This is a genomic window from Gluconobacter sp. P5B12 (assembly GCF_018812035.1).
In the GTDB taxonomy this organism is placed as follows: domain Bacteria; phylum Pseudomonadota; class Alphaproteobacteria; order Acetobacterales; family Acetobacteraceae; genus Gluconobacter.
The window spans coordinates 1-17,080 of the sequence record NZ_JACRVV010000008.1; the positions used below are offsets into that span (position 1 = coordinate 1).

Consider the following 17,080-nt stretch of genomic DNA (forward strand, 5'->3'; position numbering starts at 1 on the left):
TCTAAACGTTCGACACTCAGGTCTCAGGAAAATAATCCCAAAACCAGCAGCACCAAAACGCCGCCAACATATCCCTTCCAATTCCATATTCAATTTTCAAAGATCATCATCTCAAACCGCCCCGGCCAAGCCCTCGAAGAAGGCCCCGCCGCGTCGGTGAACGGGCTTATACGGCCACCACCCAACACTGTCAAACAATCATCATACGATACTTATCCACACAACTAACCCACAGATTTCCTACACTTTCCCCCCTTACACACACTTTCCATTCACAAAACAAAACTAAAAAAATCAAAAAAAACGCCAGAAAAATCATCTGGCGTCCCTTTTTCCTTAGTTTTCTATGTTTGCCGCCGCAGAAAGCCATGCGTCGTGGAAACGCAGCCTGCTCGCCGCCCCGACACGCCCTAATCCGCAGGCTTTTCGCATCTCTCCGATACCCTCTTCTTCTCCAAGCCCTTTGTCCTGCTGCTCCTTGGCCAAGGCCATTAGAACCGACATCGGAACCTGAGCAGGATCAACACTCTCTCCAGAGTCTCGCTTCAAGACGCTCTCAGGATCGCAGACAACGTCTTCTGTTTGCCAAAAGAAGGTTCCAGCGTCTTCGGTAGTTTTTCCCACGCCATCAGGGATGGCTGTGAGAACTCGCTCCCGGATCTGTCGTCCCGCCCGCGCGAAACCATGTTGTCTCGCGATTTTCTGGATCAGGGCCGTTTCATGCAGAACCCCCTTCTCACAAAGAGCCTGCTGAATCAGAGACTGCAGAACCGGCAGATAGTCATCATCTGTGAAACGCGCCGCATCGGGCTGTGCCGATAATGCCTCTTCACTATCGTCCTCCGGAATATAGGGAGCAGGCACAGCAGCGCTCGTGTCATGAGGGACAAACCCCGCGTAGAGAGATGGCTCTTCTACGAAAGCGCTTTCAGTCTCCGGCACTTCCTGGACCTCAGTATCTGGCTCCTCGACCGGAAGACTAAGTCGGCTTTCTCGTACGGCTTCCAATCTCAGCTTTAGGACTTGATCCAGACGTTCCACCTCGCGGTTCGCATTCAGCCACCAGTCAGTCGACCAAACACGGAAAATCACCCAGCCAAGATTTTCCAGAACGGCCTGACGCAGTCTGTCGCGATCACGCGCGGTGGCACTGCGATGGTAAGTCGCGCCATCGCACTCGACGCCCGCAAGAAAGCTTCCGGGCATGTCCGGGTCCACCACGCCCAGATCAATCCGAAAGCGGGAGACACCTATCTGGGGACGAACATCCCATCCGCGCTGACGCAACAACGCCGAGACTTCGAGTTCAAAGCGGCTTTCTTCTTCTCCGACTGACCCTTGATGCAAACCAGCAAGTGCACCTGCACCGTGCTCTGCAAAAGTCAGGAACTTCCGAAGATGCAGTACACCTTCTGCAGAGCTTCTGGACGGATCGATCTGTTCAGCGCGCAGGGAACCAAAAACAACCAGTTTTTCACGCGCCCGCGTCACAGCGACGTTGAGGCGTCTTTCACCGCCCGCACGATTCAACGGCCCAAACGAAACGTAAGGCGCCCCTTTTAGCTCCGGCGCATAGGTGAGGGAAAAGAACATCACGTCCCGCTCTTCGCCCTGCACATTTTCCAAATTCCGAATCAGGACAGGTTCCGGGCACTCTTCGCTAAAGAACGGCACCAGCGAGGAATCCTCCATCTGGGCCTTTTCCAGCAGATCAGTAATCAGTGTCTGCTGCTCTCCGTTGAACGTTACGACGCCAACGGATTTCTCTCCGGCAGTCTTCAAATGCCTTACAACAGCATCCGCAACAGCTCTGGCTTCTGCGGGATTGGTTCTGCTGCCACCTCTCTGGTAGTTGCCACCCTCCACAAACTGGAAAGAAACAGCTCGATCCTGCGTCACGTTCGAGGGGAACGTGATGAGATCGCCGCCATAATACTGACTGTTGGAAAACGCGATCAGGCTCTCGTGCCTACTGCGATAGTGCCATTTCAGCGTGATTTCCGGCACACCAGCCGCACGACACTCATCGAGAATGGACTCCATATCGCAGAGTTCGCCGTCTTCGTCCTCATTCTCACTTCGTGCAAAGAAGCTGGTCGGCGGTAGCTGCTTGGGGTCTCCGACCACGATCACCTGTCGGCCACGTCCGATGGCCCCGATGGCGTCCCATGTCGGGATTTGCGAGGCTTCATCGAAAATGACCAGATCGAACGGCTCACTGTCCGGGGGGAGATATTGCGCTACGGAAAGAGGGCTCATCATGAAGCAGGGCGTAAGCGCTCTCACCGCCCGGGGTGCAGCAGCAGCCAACTGACGAATCGGCATATGCCGGGCTTTCTTCTGCGCTTCACGATGAATCATCACATACTGTGAGTCCTGCCGCCGAACGTCCTGAGCAGGAATATTACCTGAGAGCCTTGCCCGGATCAGACGCCCTGCCAGACTGGCAGCATCACCATCCCACGTCTTGAAGCGCTCGATCTGTTCTTCATGCGCTGCAGCAACAAAACCGCGCAGTCGTGGCTGCTCATCAACGGCTGCTGCCAACCACCATCGGGCATAAGCGGCAGTCAGAACGGATTGAAGCTCTTTCGGAGCCACGCGCTCTGCCACAAGCGCCTCTACTAACGGACCCAGTCCCAGACGCTCAGATGTGTGACAGGCCTTTCGCCACGCACACCAGTCCCGCAGATTCTTACCCTGCTCAAGCCAGCCAGTCAGATGTTGAGACAAACGCAGCAGCCAGTCTTCGCCATCTGGCTCGATTGCAAGAAGAGGACTTCCCGCCAGGTCAGCCAAAAGGCTCAGGCTTTCCTCAGCAGCCAAAAGTGCCTTCCTGAACCCCGCAATTTTCAGACCTACCGGACCACTCTCTGCAAGAAGATCACGCCCTTCTGTCAGCAGCTCCCGGATTTGCCGTCTCACAGAGAGCAATCCTGCGAGATCCGGGACGCAGCTTGCCAATGCGGCGCGAATCTCAGCTCCCCAGAGCAGAGCGGCTTCGATCTTGCCAAAATCGGTCGTCACATCACTCCAGAGAGAACCGACAAACTCCCTATGAGGGGCTCCCTTCAGGTCGCGTTCCAGCGCAGACAGCTCCAGAAGCCGGGACAGCTCATCACTCAAGTCGTCCGGCAAGACGCCTTTCGCACTCGCTTCAAGTCGGCGGCGTACAGCTTTCTGAGCACTCCTGCGCGAAAGAAGCCATTTGTCTTCGGAGTCCTTCCACTCACGATGCAAGTCTTCCAACGGGAGTGTTTTCGCATCACTCCAACGCACAGCCAGCCCCTGCTCCAGAGTGTAATGACGTGCAATCCGTTCTTTTTCTGCAAGAACAACCTGAGCCTTGTCCTGCGCATCTTCGGAAAGGGACCATGCTCCCCAGGCCGCTTCCGGTCGATACAACAGAGCACAGAACGACTGGAGTCGATGGAGCTGGGCCAATGATCGGTCAGTTCCAGTCAAACCCAGTACGCGGCACAGATCATCCGTTGCTTGAGACAGCACATCGATCTGCCCTCTCAAGGCCTGACTCTGCTGAAGGATCTGATCCTGCCAGCGAGACGTCCACTCTTCCTGCTCTATTCCCGACAACTGAGGCGACAGGGCATCCCGCCCGAAGCGCTCATAGAGTCCCGCCAACAGACTGGCCGCATTCTTAAGCGACTCCCAGTCTGCTTCAGCATGGGCGTCTGCAGCTGACCATTTCAGAGCAAGCGGATAAGTGCCGTTACGATCAGCCTCCAGAACCACGCCTATGGCCTGATAGGGAGTCCATCCGTTGCTCCACCGCTTATGCAGATCCTGCACATAGGCATTCAGATCCTGGCGGACTGCCATCAGACGGCTTTGGGCCGAGGTCCATTCTGCTGTTGAAAACTCTTCCCTGACCAGTTGAACCTGCTGAAACTGTTCCAGCACTGCGCCGCGCCCAGCCTGAGGCGAAAACAGATCCAGGCAGAACTCACTCAGCCCTACAGAACGCAGACGATTCCGTACGACTTCCAGCGCAGTTCTTTTTTCTGCGACGAACAGGACCGTCTTACCCCGTCCCAGCGTATCAGCGATGATATTGGCAATCGTCTGGCTTTTGCCGGTTCCCGGCGGACCGATCAGGACAAAGTTTTCACCCGCCGCCGCCCGGGCAACGGCGGTCAATTGGGACGAGTCAGCTTCCATGGGACAAAGCAGGGAAGCCTCATCCAGAGCGTTATCCAGCGATTTTTGCTCCTCGAACAAGGCCGTGGAGAAGCCAGTTCCGGTGCTATCAGCTTCTAAAACCCCATCCAGCAGACGACTGGCAACCGGGTTAATACGCAACGCGTCCCGTCTTTCCTGCAAATCCTTCCACATGAGGAACTTGGCGAAAGAGAGGGTGGTCAGGCTGACACGTTCCTGCACTTCCCATTGCGGGAGCTGGCGGATTTTTGCACGGAAAATGTCAAAGATGCGCGCAACGTCCAAGCCAGCCTCATCCTGAGGAAGCTCTCCTTCCAGTTCAGGAAACCGCATGGCGAAATCCTGCCGAAGAACTTCCAGAAGACTGCCATTCACCCGACTTTCGTCTGTATGGGCGCGCAAGCGGAATGGAGCGTTAATGCTGCTACGTTCCAGAATAACGGGGACCAGAATCAATGGGGCTCTCGTCTTGCGATCCCGCCCACGAGGTTCCCACACAAGTTCTCCCAGAGTCAGGAAAAGTGTGTTTGCCCCTCCTTCCTGCGCAGCCGCACGCGCCTTGCGATAGATTTCTGTAAGAGCGGACTGTAAGCCAGCTTCATCCCGGGCAACCAGCAGTTCACCGTGCTCCAGAGCCTCTGCGGCAATAGCCCTGTGCTGATCGTCATGATGACGCTGCTGATGGAGCACAGCACTCCTCGGGTCAGACCCATCCATCAGTTCGGGACGAGCTCGAAGCCTGAGCGCTGGTTTCCGTTCCCCTCCCCGCATTTCTGCCAGACGGTCTTCCAACCTTCCCGGATCTGCACAGCAGATCTCGATGATCTGCTTTTCAGAGCGTGGCAGGTTCAGAAGGCGGCTTCGGCCTGAAATATCCAGTAGCCGCTTACACCAGCGATCCAAACGGGATTCCGGTGTCTCTTCGTTTTCATGGTCTCCGAGTTCTTCCCGGAGATCAGGCGCTGCTTTCAACTGAGGCGTGGCAGAAGTCTCTACATCATCGCTCTCGGCCGGATCAGTATTAGGCAAAAGCGATGACAACGGCCGAATGCGGCGCAGTCGGGCACGGTGGACGTCTATGACCTCTTCAAATTTCGAGGCTTCACCATCATCCTGAAGCTGGGCAAGCCCACGCTCACATGCCTTTGCGAAATCCGGGCAAGACGCTGCCGTTACAAGCGTTGTCTCGAACACACAGACATCATCAAGGGCTACCCTGTTCCGCAGTCCAGGCAGATCCTGAATGACTGAGGTTCCAGACTGCTCTCGAGATAGCCATAGACCAGCAAACGCGTGGCCTTTGAGCATGATCAGTAATGGCCGCAAGCCAACGGCTTCTAGGCAGGACGCAAACAGTAAGGCTGTATCCAGACAAGTCGCCAGTCGGTCTTCCACAATCTGAGTGGGAAGACGCACCCTTTGGCCAGCCTCCACAAAAGAGGCCGGGGGACTGACATACGTAATGTTTAAGCCAGCGATTGCGCACCAGATCGCCTGTGCCTGTTCCCACGCCCGCTTTCGACCGCCTTGGTATCCTTCCAATGAGCCACTGTGGCCGGCCTGCTGTAGAAGAAGAGAAGCTGAACGGAGAATTTTTGCGACAGCAGGATCATTCGGTAGAACGAAGGCAGCAAGCAGATCGGGCAGCCCCTGTAATCCGCCCCATTCGCTCCGGCAGCGGACAGTCAGAGGAAGAACGCGTTCGAGAAGCGTTGCCCGCGCACCATGGGGCTGTACCTCCGAGACTGTAAAATGAACTTCAGCGCGCGCTGCTTCACTCAGCGAGGCGAGATAGGCGCCATCCAGTTCCACATCGAGGCGCTCTAACGCCCGAAACTGTCCCATTCCGAGAGACTGAATTCGCCAGGAGGTTGTTCGGAGCACACTGGGCTTGGAATGCAGCGTAATCTCAACATCTGAGAGATCCCGATCTGCAAGATTACGAACCGCAAGCTCAAGCAAAACTGGGACGCTGTTTTCCCAGAGAGCACTACTGACGCTCTCCCGGACGACAACCGTCAGCTCGACGATATCTTCTGCAATTGGTTCAGATGTCGCGCCTTCTTCCCGCTCTGCATCTATTACATCCCCTGCACATTCGATTGCCTCTACAGGGGCGAGATCAACGCCCTCGGACATAATTTCTGTGTCAGGAGAAGAGTCCGTCATTACGCGCCACCATCACTTGGTAAAGTCTGGACGGCAGCATACAGGAAGCTTGCGGACAAAGAAAAACCCACCCAGTCAACTGACCGGGTGGGTTCTTCCTGTTTTCATAGATGCTGCGTTCAGCCTCAGACTGAAGCAGGACCTTCAACAGCTTCCAGTTCAGCGCGAACGCTCTGGATTTCACGGCTGAGACGGTCATGCGCATCAGTATCGTTCGGCTCGATCTGGGCCCATGTGGTTTCCAGATCCCGCAGACGATCACGGGCATCATCCGCAGACAGCTCGCTCATGAGCTGAGCAGAATCTGCCAGAATGGTGCAGTGCTCTGCGCCCATATCTGCGAAACCACCGCCCACGAAATAACGGTCGACGATCTTGTCGCCTTCATACAGGGCCACGACGCCACCACGCAGCTGAAGCATCAGCGGTGCACGGTCCGGCATGGCTGCAATATCGCCCTCCATGCCCGGGACCACCGCCATGTCGACCTGACGGTCAACAAGGCGCTTTTCCGGGCTGACGATCTCGATGCGTAGGGGCATCAGGATCAGGCCTCCTGCTTCATCTTCTCGGCCTTGGCGATGGCCTCGTCAATGTCGCCAACCATGTAGAACGCGCCTTCTGGCAGGTGATCGTATTCACCGTTTACAACGGCCTTGAAGGAACGAATCGTGTCTTCCAGAGCAACCAGCTTGCCAGGTGCGCCCGTGAACACTTCAGCCACATGGAACGGCTGGGACAGGAAGCGCTGGATGCGACGTGCACGGCCAACGATCTTCTTGTCTTCTTCAGACAGCTCATCCATGCCCAGGATCGCGATGATGTCCTGCAGACCCTTGTAGGTCTGAAGCGTCTGCTGAACCTTACGAGCGATGTCGTAGTGTTCCTGACCGACGATCTTCGGGTCAAGCGAGCGGGACGTGGAGTCCAGCGGGTCAACAGCCGGGTAGATGCCCATTTCTGCGATCGAACGGTTCAGCACCGTCGTGGCATCAAGGTGAGCAAAGGTCGCAGCAGGCGCCGGATCGGTCAGATCGTCAGCAGGAACATACACGGCCTGAACGGACGTGATGGAGCCCTTCTTGGTGGACGTGATGCGCTCCTGAAGGGCACCCATTTCCGTTGCCAGCGTCGGCTGATAGCCCACGGCGGAAGGAATACGGCCCAGCAGAGCGGACACTTCCGAACCAGCCTGCGTGAAGCGGAAGATGTTGTCCACGAAGAACAGAACGTCCTGACCTTCTTCGTCACGGAAGTATTCTGCGAGTGACAGACCCGTCAGAGCAACGCGGGCACGTGCTCCCGGCGGCTCGTTCATCTGGCCATAGACCAGAGCAACCTTGGAGCCTTCCGTGGAACCGTCTTCAGCGATCTTGATAACGCCAGCGTCCTGCATTTCGAAATACAGGTCGTTACCTTCACGGGTACGCTCACCCACACCTGCGAACACGGACACGCCACCGTGTGCCTTCGCGATGTTATTGATGAGTTCCTGAATAATAACGGTCTTGCCAACGCCTGCGCCACCGAACAGGCCAATCTTGCCGCCCTTCAGGTACGGGCAAAGAAGGTCAACGACCTTGATGCCTGTTACGAGAATTTCGGACGCAGCAGCCTGCTCCTCGAAGGACGGAGCCTTGCGATGGATCGGGAAATACTTGTCGCTAACGATCGGACCACGTTCGTCAATGGCTTCGCCAATGACGTTCAGGATACGACCAAGTGTAGCCGGGCCAACCGGAACCATGATCTGCTTGCCAGTGTCACGGACTTCAGCGCCACGGCTCAGGCCGTCCGTCGTGTCCATGGCAATGCAGCGGACCTGACGCTCACCGATTTCCTGTGCAACTTCCAGAACAAGCGTGTGATCGCCGTTCTGAACATGAAGGGCGTTCAGGATAAACGGAAGATCGCCTTCGAACTGCACGTCAACAACCGGGCCACGCACCTGCGTGACACGGCCGACGACGTTATTTGCAGCCGGGGCAGAAGGGTTAAGAGTCTCAGACATCGGTTCGTCTCCTGCGTGATCTCAAACGGCTTCTGCGCCGGAGATGATCTCGATCAGTTCATTGGTAATGTTGGCCTGGCGCGTACGGTTGTACTTCTGGGACAGACGGTCGATTGCCTTGCTGGCATTCCGGCTCGCGTTGTCCATAGCCGTCATCCGTGCACCTTGCTCACCTGCTGCACTCTCCAGCAGGGCAGAGAAAATCTGCACCTGAAGATTGCGTGGCAGAAGATTGGCCAGGAGCGTAGCCTCATCGGGCTCGAATTCGTATTGGGCAGCCTCGGCAGGCGCCGCATTGTCATTTTCCGCGACGGACAGAGGCACCAGCGGGAGCTGGATGGCAATCTGCGTCATCGCGTTGACGAAGCGGTTGTAGATCAGCGTGCAGCGATCAATCTCGCCGGCTTCAAGCATGGCGACAATCTTCTTGCCCACATACTCAGCCTTGTCGAAACCGACGTCACGGCCTTCCGTCCCTGCCACGCGCTCAACCACCAGATCCGGATATTCCTTTGCAAGAATATCAGCACCCTTACGGCCAACCGGCAGAAGACGCACTGTCCGGCCCTCATCCCGCAGTGTGCGGATCAGCTGACGCGCACTCCGAACGATGTTGGCGTTAAAGCCACCCGCCAGACCACGATCCGAAGTCAGGACCACAACAAGATGGACCTGATCCTTACCCGTACCGCCCAGCAGCGTCGGCAGGCTGGACGCGTCAGCGCCGCGGCTTGCCGCTGCCAGTTCCGCCATCATGCGGCCCATGGCCTCGGCGTAGGGACGAGCCGCCTCAGCCTGGGACTGGGCGCGTCGCAGCTTGGATGCTGCGACCATTTTCATGGCGTTCGTGATCTTGCGCGTCGATTTGACGCCCGTGATCCGACCGCGCAGTTCCTTCAGCGAAGCCATGGACTATCCTCAGGCTGCAAAGCGCTTACCGAAAGCTTCGAGCAGCTCCTTGAGCTTGCCTTCCGTCTCCGGCTTGATCTGGCGATCGTTGCGGATGGCCGTCAGAATACCGGCGCCAGCGCCACGCATTTCCGTCAGCAGTGCAGCCTCGTAGGCCACAACCTTATCCACGGCGATCGGATCAACATATCCACGGGTACCAGCGAAAAGAACAACAACCTGTTCTTCAACCGGAAGCGGGGACGTCTCAGGCTGCTTCAGCAGCTCGACCAGACGTGCACCACGATCAAGCTGCTTGCGCGTTGCAGCATCCAGATCGGAAGCGAACTGCGAGAACGCAGCCATTTCACGATACTGAGCCAGCTCAAGCTTGATCTTGCCAGCAACCTGCTTCATCGCCTTGATCTGAGCGGCCGAGCCCACACGGGACACAGAACCACCGACGTTCACAGCCGGGCGGATACCCTTGTAGAACAGGTCCGTCTCAAGGAAGATCTGACCGTCGGTGATGGAAATCACGTTGGTTGGGATGTATGCAGCCGTGTCACCAGCCTGCGTCTCGATGACTGGCAGAGCCGTCAGAGAGCCACCGCCGTTGGCATCAGACATCTTGGCTGCACGCTCGAGAAGACGGGAGTGCAGATAGAACACGTCACCCGGGAAAGCTTCACGTGCCGGCGGACGGCGCAGCAGCAGTGACATCTGACGGTATGCAACAGCCTGCTTCGACAGGTCATCGTAGCAAGCCAGAGCATGCATGCCGTTGTCACGGAAGTACTCACCCATGGCGCAAGCCGTGTAGGGAGCCAGATACTGCATTGGTGCAGCATCAGAAGCCGTGGCGGCAACGACGATGGAATATTCCATCGCGCCCTGCTCCGTCAGCGTACGAACCAGGTTTGCAACCGTGGAGCGCTTCTGACCAACTGCAACATAAATGCAGTAAAGAGACTTCTTCGGGTCGCCTTCGGCATTGACAGGCTTCTGGGCCACAATGGTGTCAACCAGGATCGCCGTCTTACCGGTCTGACGGTCACCAATGATCAGCTCGCGCTGGCCACGCCCGATCGGCACCAGAGCGTCAATGGCCTTGATGCCCGTCTGCATCGGCTCGCTGACCGACTGACGTGGCATGATGCCCGGAGCCTTCACTTCAGCGCGGCGATATTCGACGTCCGTCAGCGGGCCACGACCGTCGATCGGGTTACCAAGGCCGTCAACAACGCGACCAAGGAGCCCCTTGCCAACCGGAACTTCAACAACGGACTTCGTGCGAAGAACCGTGTCACCTTCACGGATTTCGTCGCCATCACCGAAAATCACGATACCGACGTTGTCGGCTTCGAGGTTCAGCGCCATGCCCTTGAGGCCAGAGCCTTCAAACTCGACCATTTCGCCAGCCATGACATTCGTCAGGCCGTAAACACGAGCAATGCCGTCACCAATCGACAGGACCGTGCCCGTCTCGGAAACGGTCTCGACCTTGTCGAAAGACGCGATCTGCTGCTTGAGGATGTCCGAAATCTCAGCGGGACGGATATCCATCACGCGGCTCCCTTCATGGCGTTCTGCAGGCGAGTCAGGCGCCCGGCGATCGAAGTATCAAACAATGTAGAACCGACACGTACAGTCATGCCGCCAATCAGGGAGGCATCTGTACGTTCGATCATGGACACGCGGCTGTAACCCGCTTCGGCCAGACGGCCCTGAAGCTGGCTGCGCTGCATGTCAGTAAGAGGCTGAGCGGAGCGGATTTCTGCAACGGTTTCGCCGCGGAGGCTCGCATCAAGGGCCAGCACGCCATCTAGAATAGAAGCGAGATCAGCAAGACGGTGGTTAGCAGCAATCACGCCGACGAAGCGACGGACGGCATCTCCGAAACCGAGTTTCTCGGTCAGGGCACCAGCTACCTTGCTTGAACGATGCGCATCAAGGCGGGAGTCCGCAAGGAACGTCCGCAGGTCAGCACTCTGGGAAATCGCATCGCGAAGTCCCCGAACCTGAGCCAGCACATCAGAAAGCGCTCCCTGCTCTGAGGCATAGTCGTAAAGCGCTCGGGCATAGCGTTGAGCCAAGCCACCTGTGGGTCCCATCTGCGGCACCTGTGTCACCGTCACACGCGTGTTCCGTCTCACTTTTCCGCCGCAGGATGCGGCCGGAACCGGCTTATCCGGTCCCTTGCTTCCAAATCCGTTGGGATTCAGGCACACACGACCCTACGCAGGATTCGTCTGAACCCGGTCCTCCACTTGGCGCCGCCTCTAGCACGTCCCCATGATCCAGTGCAACCGAGGCAGAGCTACAACCTTACCGCACAACTAAATTTTTCAGCGTAACACTGCTCTTTGCAGGCAAATTCTTCATTCCCAAAAACAGTAGCGCGCATGCCAGCCTGCTGCTGTCAGGGAGAGCTCAGAATTTCTACAATTTTGCGGAAGTGCTTCACAATCATTGGGGACTGTGTTCAGGCAGAGATAAAACGCCGGGCATCGAGCAAGAGAGTTGCGGAGTATGCAATCAGCTCACAGGAACTGCGGCCAGACGCTTGGCAGAGCAGAAAAGGCACATACGAAATACCCAGCTCTGATTAGTCGCTTGGATCAGTTTTTTTGGGGAACCTGCTGGAGCGGGCGAAGGGAATCGAACCCTCCTCAGAAGCTTGGAAGGCTACTGCATTACCACTATGCTACGCCCGCCCTTAGGTTGCCGGTGTCATACTCCATTCCTCAGCATCCTCGCAAGAGGGGGAATGCCAGAAATGAAAAATATGAACCTAGATGCTTATGGGTACTTGACTTTCATCTCTGAACATTATCTTTTCCGCCCCACTGTCGTTGGTGTATCACAGTCTTTGTGGTACCCCCGATGATAGGGGCGTAGCTCAATTGGCTAGAGCGTCGGTCTCCAAAACCGAAGGTTGTGGGTTCGAGACCCTCCGCCCCTGCCACCCCGCTTTACCGGATAGCTTTTCCGGCACCGGGACGCGGATTTTCATTTGATTCGAGGACGATGGTGTCGGTCACTACCCCGAAAGACGAGTCGCGTAAGACGGCGCCTCATAAAAACGGATCCGGCTTCAATCTGGGCACGTATATCAAAGACGTGCGCAACGAAGCCAAGCGGGTTACGTGGCCTACACGTCGTAACACCCTCATTACGACGGGTGCGGTGCTTGCCATGGTTACCGTGACCTGCATCTTCTTCTTCATCGTGGATCAGGTCATTGGCCTGGGCGTCCGCGAGCTGTTTGGCGTTGGAGGCTAGGTCCGCAGCATGGCAAAACGTTGGTATGTTGTGCATGTCTATTCCGGGTTCGAGAAAAAGATCGCGAGCCACATTCAGGAGCAGGCTGCACAGAAGGGCTTATCTGACCATTTCGAGCAGATCCTTGTCCCATCTGAAGACGTGACGGAAATGCGCCGGGGCCGTAAGGTCAATTCAGAGCGCAAGTTCTTCCCGGGCTACGTTCTTGTGAAGATGGAACTGACAGATGATGCATGGCATCTCGTCAAGGACACCCCCAAGGTCACCGGCTTTCTGGGAACGCGTAATCGCCCAACCCCGATTACGGCTGCAGAAGCAGACCGGATCATGAAGCAGGCTCAGGAAGGTGTGGAACGTCCACGTTCTGCCCTCACCTTCGAGATCGGCGAGCAGATCCGCGTTGCAGACGGCCCGTTCACGTCCTTTACGGGCATGATCGAGGAAGTGGACGAAGAACGTCAGCGTCTCAAGGTCAGCGTTTCCATCTTCGGTCGTTCGACCCCGGTGGACCTGGACTTCACGCAGGTTGAGAAGCTCTAATCTCTTCTGCTGAGACGATATGAATAAAAAAAAGGCTCCCATTTGGGAGCCTTTTTTTTATTGCCTCAAGTAGTCCCTCTTACCGGCTTGTGGAGGGAAGTGATCGCAGCCGGGAAGCCGCATGATCCGCGAGAACGGACAGCCCCTGACTGAGAGATGCCACCAGCTTACCGGTATTAAGCTGCGCACTCTCAGGAGATTGCCAGGCAAACGCTTCAGTCAAAACGGGACCAATCATTTTTTGCGCAGGGTGAACAGACACTGCCCCCGTGATATAGGCCCGCCCCACTGAATCAGCTTCGAAGTTCCGAATCGTCACCTCTACGTAAGCTGTCGGGGTTGTTGTCACCGCATCTCCTTGTGACACGACCGCCGTGCCCGGAAGACGCTGCGCTAAATCAGTCGTGAGCGTCTGAGCAATCATATCGGGAAGCGCTTCACTCCAGCTATCACCCGTAGCCAGCTTGGTCTGGTAATCCCGATTTTGCCGGACGATCGTATCCCGATCGAGACGCAAAGGGACAACAGGCGTCCGGACCTCTACGACGACTGGTCCACCGCCCTGAGCCGCTCCAGATATGGGTGACAGCGTATAAAGGGTGGGGTCACTGCTACAGGCTGCCAGAGCAGCCGATAAACCAACCATGCATCCCACGGACAAAAGGCGCATACGAAAAGACGAATATTTTGCCATGGGGTCAGTTCCTGCGGCCTGTAATGAGTGCTGATGGGTGATGTCCCAGATAATCCGTCAGAAAGCGCAGCGAGCGCGCCATCTGCGTCATCTGTGTAATCATACCCTGAAGGCTACGATGGAAATCCGTATCTCCACCGTAGGCCCCCAGAAGAGTCTGGGCGTTGGTCAGAGTTCCTTGCAGCGCAGTCATAAGCTCTGGAAGATGCTGATTTGCGTTTTTGCTCAAGGCGTCCAGATTTTGGAGAGAATTACGCAGGGCAACCAGAGACTGCGTCACCTCACGGCTGTTCAAACGACCATCCGCATGAGCGATCAGGTCATTAACGTGCTCACCAATCTGCGTAAGCGGCATCGCGGCAATTTTGTCTGTGATGGTGGAAACAGATTCCATGATCCCATCCATGCCACCTGGCTGACTGGGCAGCACTGCTATGTCACCCTCATACGTCATGGTGACAGGTGGCGTGTTCTTCACGAATTGTAGTCCGATCAGAGACTCACCCGTCAGGAAGCTGGCACTTTGCACAGAAGCGCGCAGACCATTGGCCACAAACGCCGCAAGGTATTCCTTGGCGCGCGCAAGCTGGCTTTCATTCCATTCCGGCATCATGCGCTCAGGCTCGATCTGCATTTCCACACGCACTTTCGGGTGCGCCTGCGGAGAGGGCATCTGCAGCTTTACGGACGTAACCGTACCAACCTGCAAGCCAAACAGGCTGACCTGACTTCCGGCAGCCAGCCCCTTCACGGACGTGTCGATATACGTCACGACACGAAGACGTTGATGATACCGGGCACTCTCTGCGTCAGCCTGACTGGTATAGAGCTTGAAAACCGAGTTTGCAGGCGCGACCGGAGCATTAATGGCATTTCGGTTATCCGGCAGGCCAAACGCCACGCCGCCGGAAAACAGCGCTTGCAGCGACTGCATCTGAACCTTCAGACCACCCGCACCAAGACCAACCTGAATACCCGAGACATTCCAGAAGCGGCTGTCGGTCCGCAGGTAGTGGTCATATGGAGCCTTGATGAAGACCTGCACAACGATCGGCCCCTCGCCGCCTGGCGGCATGGTATAACCGAGCACATCACCAACAGGCACATCCCGGAAGAAGACAGGAGCTCCCTCGCCCAGGGAGCCCAGAGCTGGCGACACAAGCCAGAATGTTGTTCCAGGCTGATCAGAACGAACGCCAGGAGCAGCTTCAAGGCCGCGGAATTCGGTTTGATAGTGCTGTCCGGATGTTCCAGGATCAATGGCAATATAGGCACCGGAAATCAGTGTATCGAGCCCGGTAATGCTTGCACCGTTAATACGTGGCCGCACGACCCAGAAGCGTGTGCTGTCCGTCAGGATATGAGCACTATTCGCATTCATCTGAACCTTGACGCTCACATGGCGCATGTCACGGCTCAGGGTAATTTCCTGAACAGTACCCAACGTCACGGCCTTGTTCTTGACCTGCGTCTGGCCGGGAGTCAGGCCATCCGCTGTATCAAAGGTAATCGTGATTTCAGGTCCACGCGTGGCAAAATGCTTCCAGGCCAGCCAGCCAGAAATCAGAATGGCCAGAACCGGAATTAGCAGGATCAGGGAGAAGCGGGTCCGGCGTACCGGAGCTTCCTCCGGAAAGGCCGGCTGCTGCCCGCGATCATTTCGGGAATCGCTCACGCGCTTTCAGGCTCCATATGAGAGGTATCAGAAGAAGGAACGGGGCCATCGGGTGCCCGCTTGTCAGGAAGAGTACGGCCCGCCGCATCCGTGGGGACGGAGCTGTTCAGACCGGCCGCATCCCACATTGACCGAGGGTCAAACAGTTCCACGGCAAAAATGGTCAGGATCACGACCAGTGCAAAGCAAATCATTCCGGGATCGGCAGCAACATTGGCCAGAAAGGCAAAATGTACGACCGCACAGAGAATAGAGATCATAAAAACGTCGATCATCGACCAACGTCCAATAATGTCCACCATGCGATAAAGCTTCCCAAGCAGTGGCAACTGCCACCGGGATCGCAGCTTTGTGCTGATGATCATAAAGCTCAGGGCCAGAATTTTCAGCACCGGAACGGTAATGCTGGCGAACAGAACCAGCAGGGCCAGAGGCACCATCCCAGCCTGCCACAGCTCGATAACACCACTGATAATTGTACTGGGCGCCCCCGAGCCTACCTTTGTGTAGGTCATGACCGGCAACATGTTGGCCGGGATGTAGAAAATAACGCCTGCAATCAGGAGACAGGTTGCCGATGCGAGGCTCTGCCTTTTACGCCGCCGCAGAATCTGGTCACACCTCGGACAATCTCCCATATCAGCCTCCTGCAAGACAGGGTGATCGAAGGCGACCACCAGTCCGCATGCGTGACAGGAGAGCATGTGCTCAACAGGAGGAAGCGCGTCTTCATGGGCATCCAGATGGGTGACATCCAGAACACGCCCGCGATGACCATCCACCCTCTTCCGCAAATCGCGGTTATTCCAAATGAGGTCATCATCGAAGGTGGAATCCATGGCAGCCATCGTCAGCATCAGGCCACCCAGCAGGTATACCCCTGGCTGCAAATCAACGAGAGCAAGATCAACCAGCTTGGTATAGGCAACCAGAACGCCCAGGACATAGACTTCCACCATGGACCAGCCCCGAAGGCGGTCATACCAGGTCAAAAGTCTTGGGGTCCAATCCGGCATATGGGGACGAGATGCGCCGTACAGCACAGCTCCCATCAGAGCAATGACAATCCCCGGCATGGCCAGAGTTGTCAGTCCAACCAAGAAAGACATGGTGTTGTAGCCCTGATGCGCCAGCTCGATAGGACCAGACATCAGGGCAACCGTGTTCTCACGCCCATAGACATTTAGCGTCATGAGGGGGCTGATCAAAAGAGCAATATAGAGCGCTGCTGAAGCCACACAGAAAGCAGCGGGCGCTCCGATGACAGAGGTCTTGCGCCGCCGCACAATCTGCGCACCACATCGCTCGCACTCAGCCAGGAAACCCGGCTTGAGTTCCGGAACTCTCTGGAACAACCCACAGACAGAGCATTCGTGCAGACCTTCCACGACATGCAACGCCGCACGTGGGCGCTGCGGGCTCCGGGAAAGATTGACGGCATTCTGCCAAAGACGTTTATGAAAACGGTCAGTCATGACGCTCCTAACCTAACGCATGGAGCCGCCATAAGACAGTGCAGCCAGCACGAAGTGGCCCACGCATCAGGATCTGATGCCGGATGGTAGACCCATTTTAGAGCATTTGCCCAGAGCCAGAAAATTTTCCGGCAATATTTTGACAAAAAACCAGGCGCTGCAGT

At 56.4% G+C, this 17,080-nt stretch carries 12 protein-coding genes and 2 tRNA genes; 4 read left to right on the top strand and 10 right to left on the bottom strand.

What is annotated here, in order from left to right:
• On the top strand, nt 1-228 hold a 228-nt coding region (locus KP702_RS12810; protein ID WP_215768686.1), incomplete at its 5' end, for a hypothetical protein.
• A gap of 108 nt (nt 229-336) precedes the next feature.
• Here KP702_RS12810 and KP702_RS12815 read toward each other — a convergent pair.
• The 7 genes from KP702_RS12815 to KP702_RS12845 all read right to left on the bottom strand — a co-directional run bounded on the left by KP702_RS12815 (nt 337) and on the right by KP702_RS12845 (nt 11,964).
• A complete protein-coding gene (locus tag KP702_RS12815; protein WP_215769136.1) occupies nt 337-6,348 on the bottom strand; it encodes a DUF4011 domain-containing protein in 6,012 nt (2,003 codons plus the stop codon).
• Nucleotides 6,349-6,473: 125 nt separating this feature from the next.
• On the bottom strand, nt 6,474-6,890 hold the full coding sequence (atpC, locus tag KP702_RS12820; RefSeq protein ID WP_046900215.1) for an ATP synthase F1 subunit epsilon: 417 nt from the start codon (nt 6,888-6,890) through the stop codon (nt 6,474-6,476).
• Nucleotides 6,891-6,895: 5 nt separating this feature from the next.
• The gene (atpD, locus tag KP702_RS12825) at nt 6,896-8,359 is read right to left on the bottom strand and encodes a F0F1 ATP synthase subunit beta (protein WP_099213283.1); all 1,464 of its coding nucleotides are present in this window, start codon (nt 8,357-8,359) and stop codon (nt 6,896-6,898) included.
• Between the two features lie 21 nt (nt 8,360-8,380).
• On the bottom strand, nt 8,381-9,268 hold the full coding sequence (locus tag KP702_RS12830) for a F0F1 ATP synthase subunit gamma (protein WP_046900217.1): 888 nt from the start codon (nt 9,266-9,268) through the stop codon (nt 8,381-8,383).
• 9 nt (nt 9,269-9,277) lie between these two features.
• Nucleotides 9,278-10,813 carry a F0F1 ATP synthase subunit alpha gene (gene atpA / locus KP702_RS12835; protein ID WP_046900218.1) on the bottom strand — a complete coding sequence of 512 codons (1,536 nt, stop codon included), beginning with the start codon at nt 10,811-10,813 and terminating at the stop codon, nt 9,278-9,280.
• Nucleotides 10,813-11,385, bottom strand: coding sequence for an ATP synthase F1 subunit delta (atpH, locus tag KP702_RS12840; RefSeq protein WP_064274294.1), 573 nt, complete (start codon nt 11,383-11,385; stop codon nt 10,813-10,815). The genes atpA and atpH overlap by 1 nt, the downstream gene beginning before the upstream one ends.
• A gap of 505 nt (nt 11,386-11,890) precedes the next feature.
• Nucleotides 11,891-11,964: transfer RNA gene (locus KP702_RS12845), tRNA-Gly, on the bottom strand.
• 174 nt (nt 11,965-12,138) lie between these two features.
• Here KP702_RS12845 and KP702_RS12850 point away from each other — a divergent pair.
• The 3 genes from KP702_RS12850 to nusG all read left to right on the top strand — a co-directional run bounded on the left by KP702_RS12850 (nt 12,139) and on the right by nusG (nt 13,072).
• A tRNA-Trp gene (locus KP702_RS12850) sits at nt 12,139-12,215 on the top strand.
• A gap of 62 nt (nt 12,216-12,277) precedes the next feature.
• Nucleotides 12,278-12,532, top strand: coding sequence for a preprotein translocase subunit SecE (gene secE, locus KP702_RS12855; protein ID WP_232309136.1), 255 nt, complete (start codon nt 12,278-12,280; stop codon nt 12,530-12,532).
• 9 nt (nt 12,533-12,541) lie between these two features.
• Entirely contained in the window at nt 12,542-13,072 is a 531-nt protein-coding gene (nusG, locus tag KP702_RS12860; protein ID WP_046900219.1) for a transcription termination/antitermination protein NusG, read from the top strand.
• 79 nt (nt 13,073-13,151) lie between these two features.
• On the opposite strand, the gene KP702_RS12865 is transcribed toward nusG, so the two are convergent.
• From KP702_RS12865 to KP702_RS12875, 3 genes are read right to left on the bottom strand one after another with little or no spacing between them, the layout of a single operon-like run.
• Entirely contained in the window at nt 13,152-13,766 is a 615-nt protein-coding gene (locus tag KP702_RS12865) for a membrane integrity-associated transporter subunit PqiC (protein WP_202208115.1), read from the bottom strand.
• A 4-nt stretch (nt 13,767-13,770) separates the two neighbouring features.
• The gene (locus KP702_RS12870) at nt 13,771-15,441 is read right to left on the bottom strand and encodes an MlaD family protein (protein WP_215751035.1); all 1,671 of its coding nucleotides are present in this window, start codon (nt 15,439-15,441) and stop codon (nt 13,771-13,773) included.
• Nucleotides 15,438-16,916: a paraquat-inducible protein A gene (locus KP702_RS12875; RefSeq protein ID WP_202208113.1), complete on the bottom strand. Its 1,479-nt coding sequence runs from the start codon at nt 16,914-16,916 to the stop codon at nt 15,438-15,440. The genes KP702_RS12870 and KP702_RS12875 overlap by 4 nt, the downstream gene beginning before the upstream one ends.
• Nucleotides 16,917-17,080 lie beyond the last annotated feature (164 nt).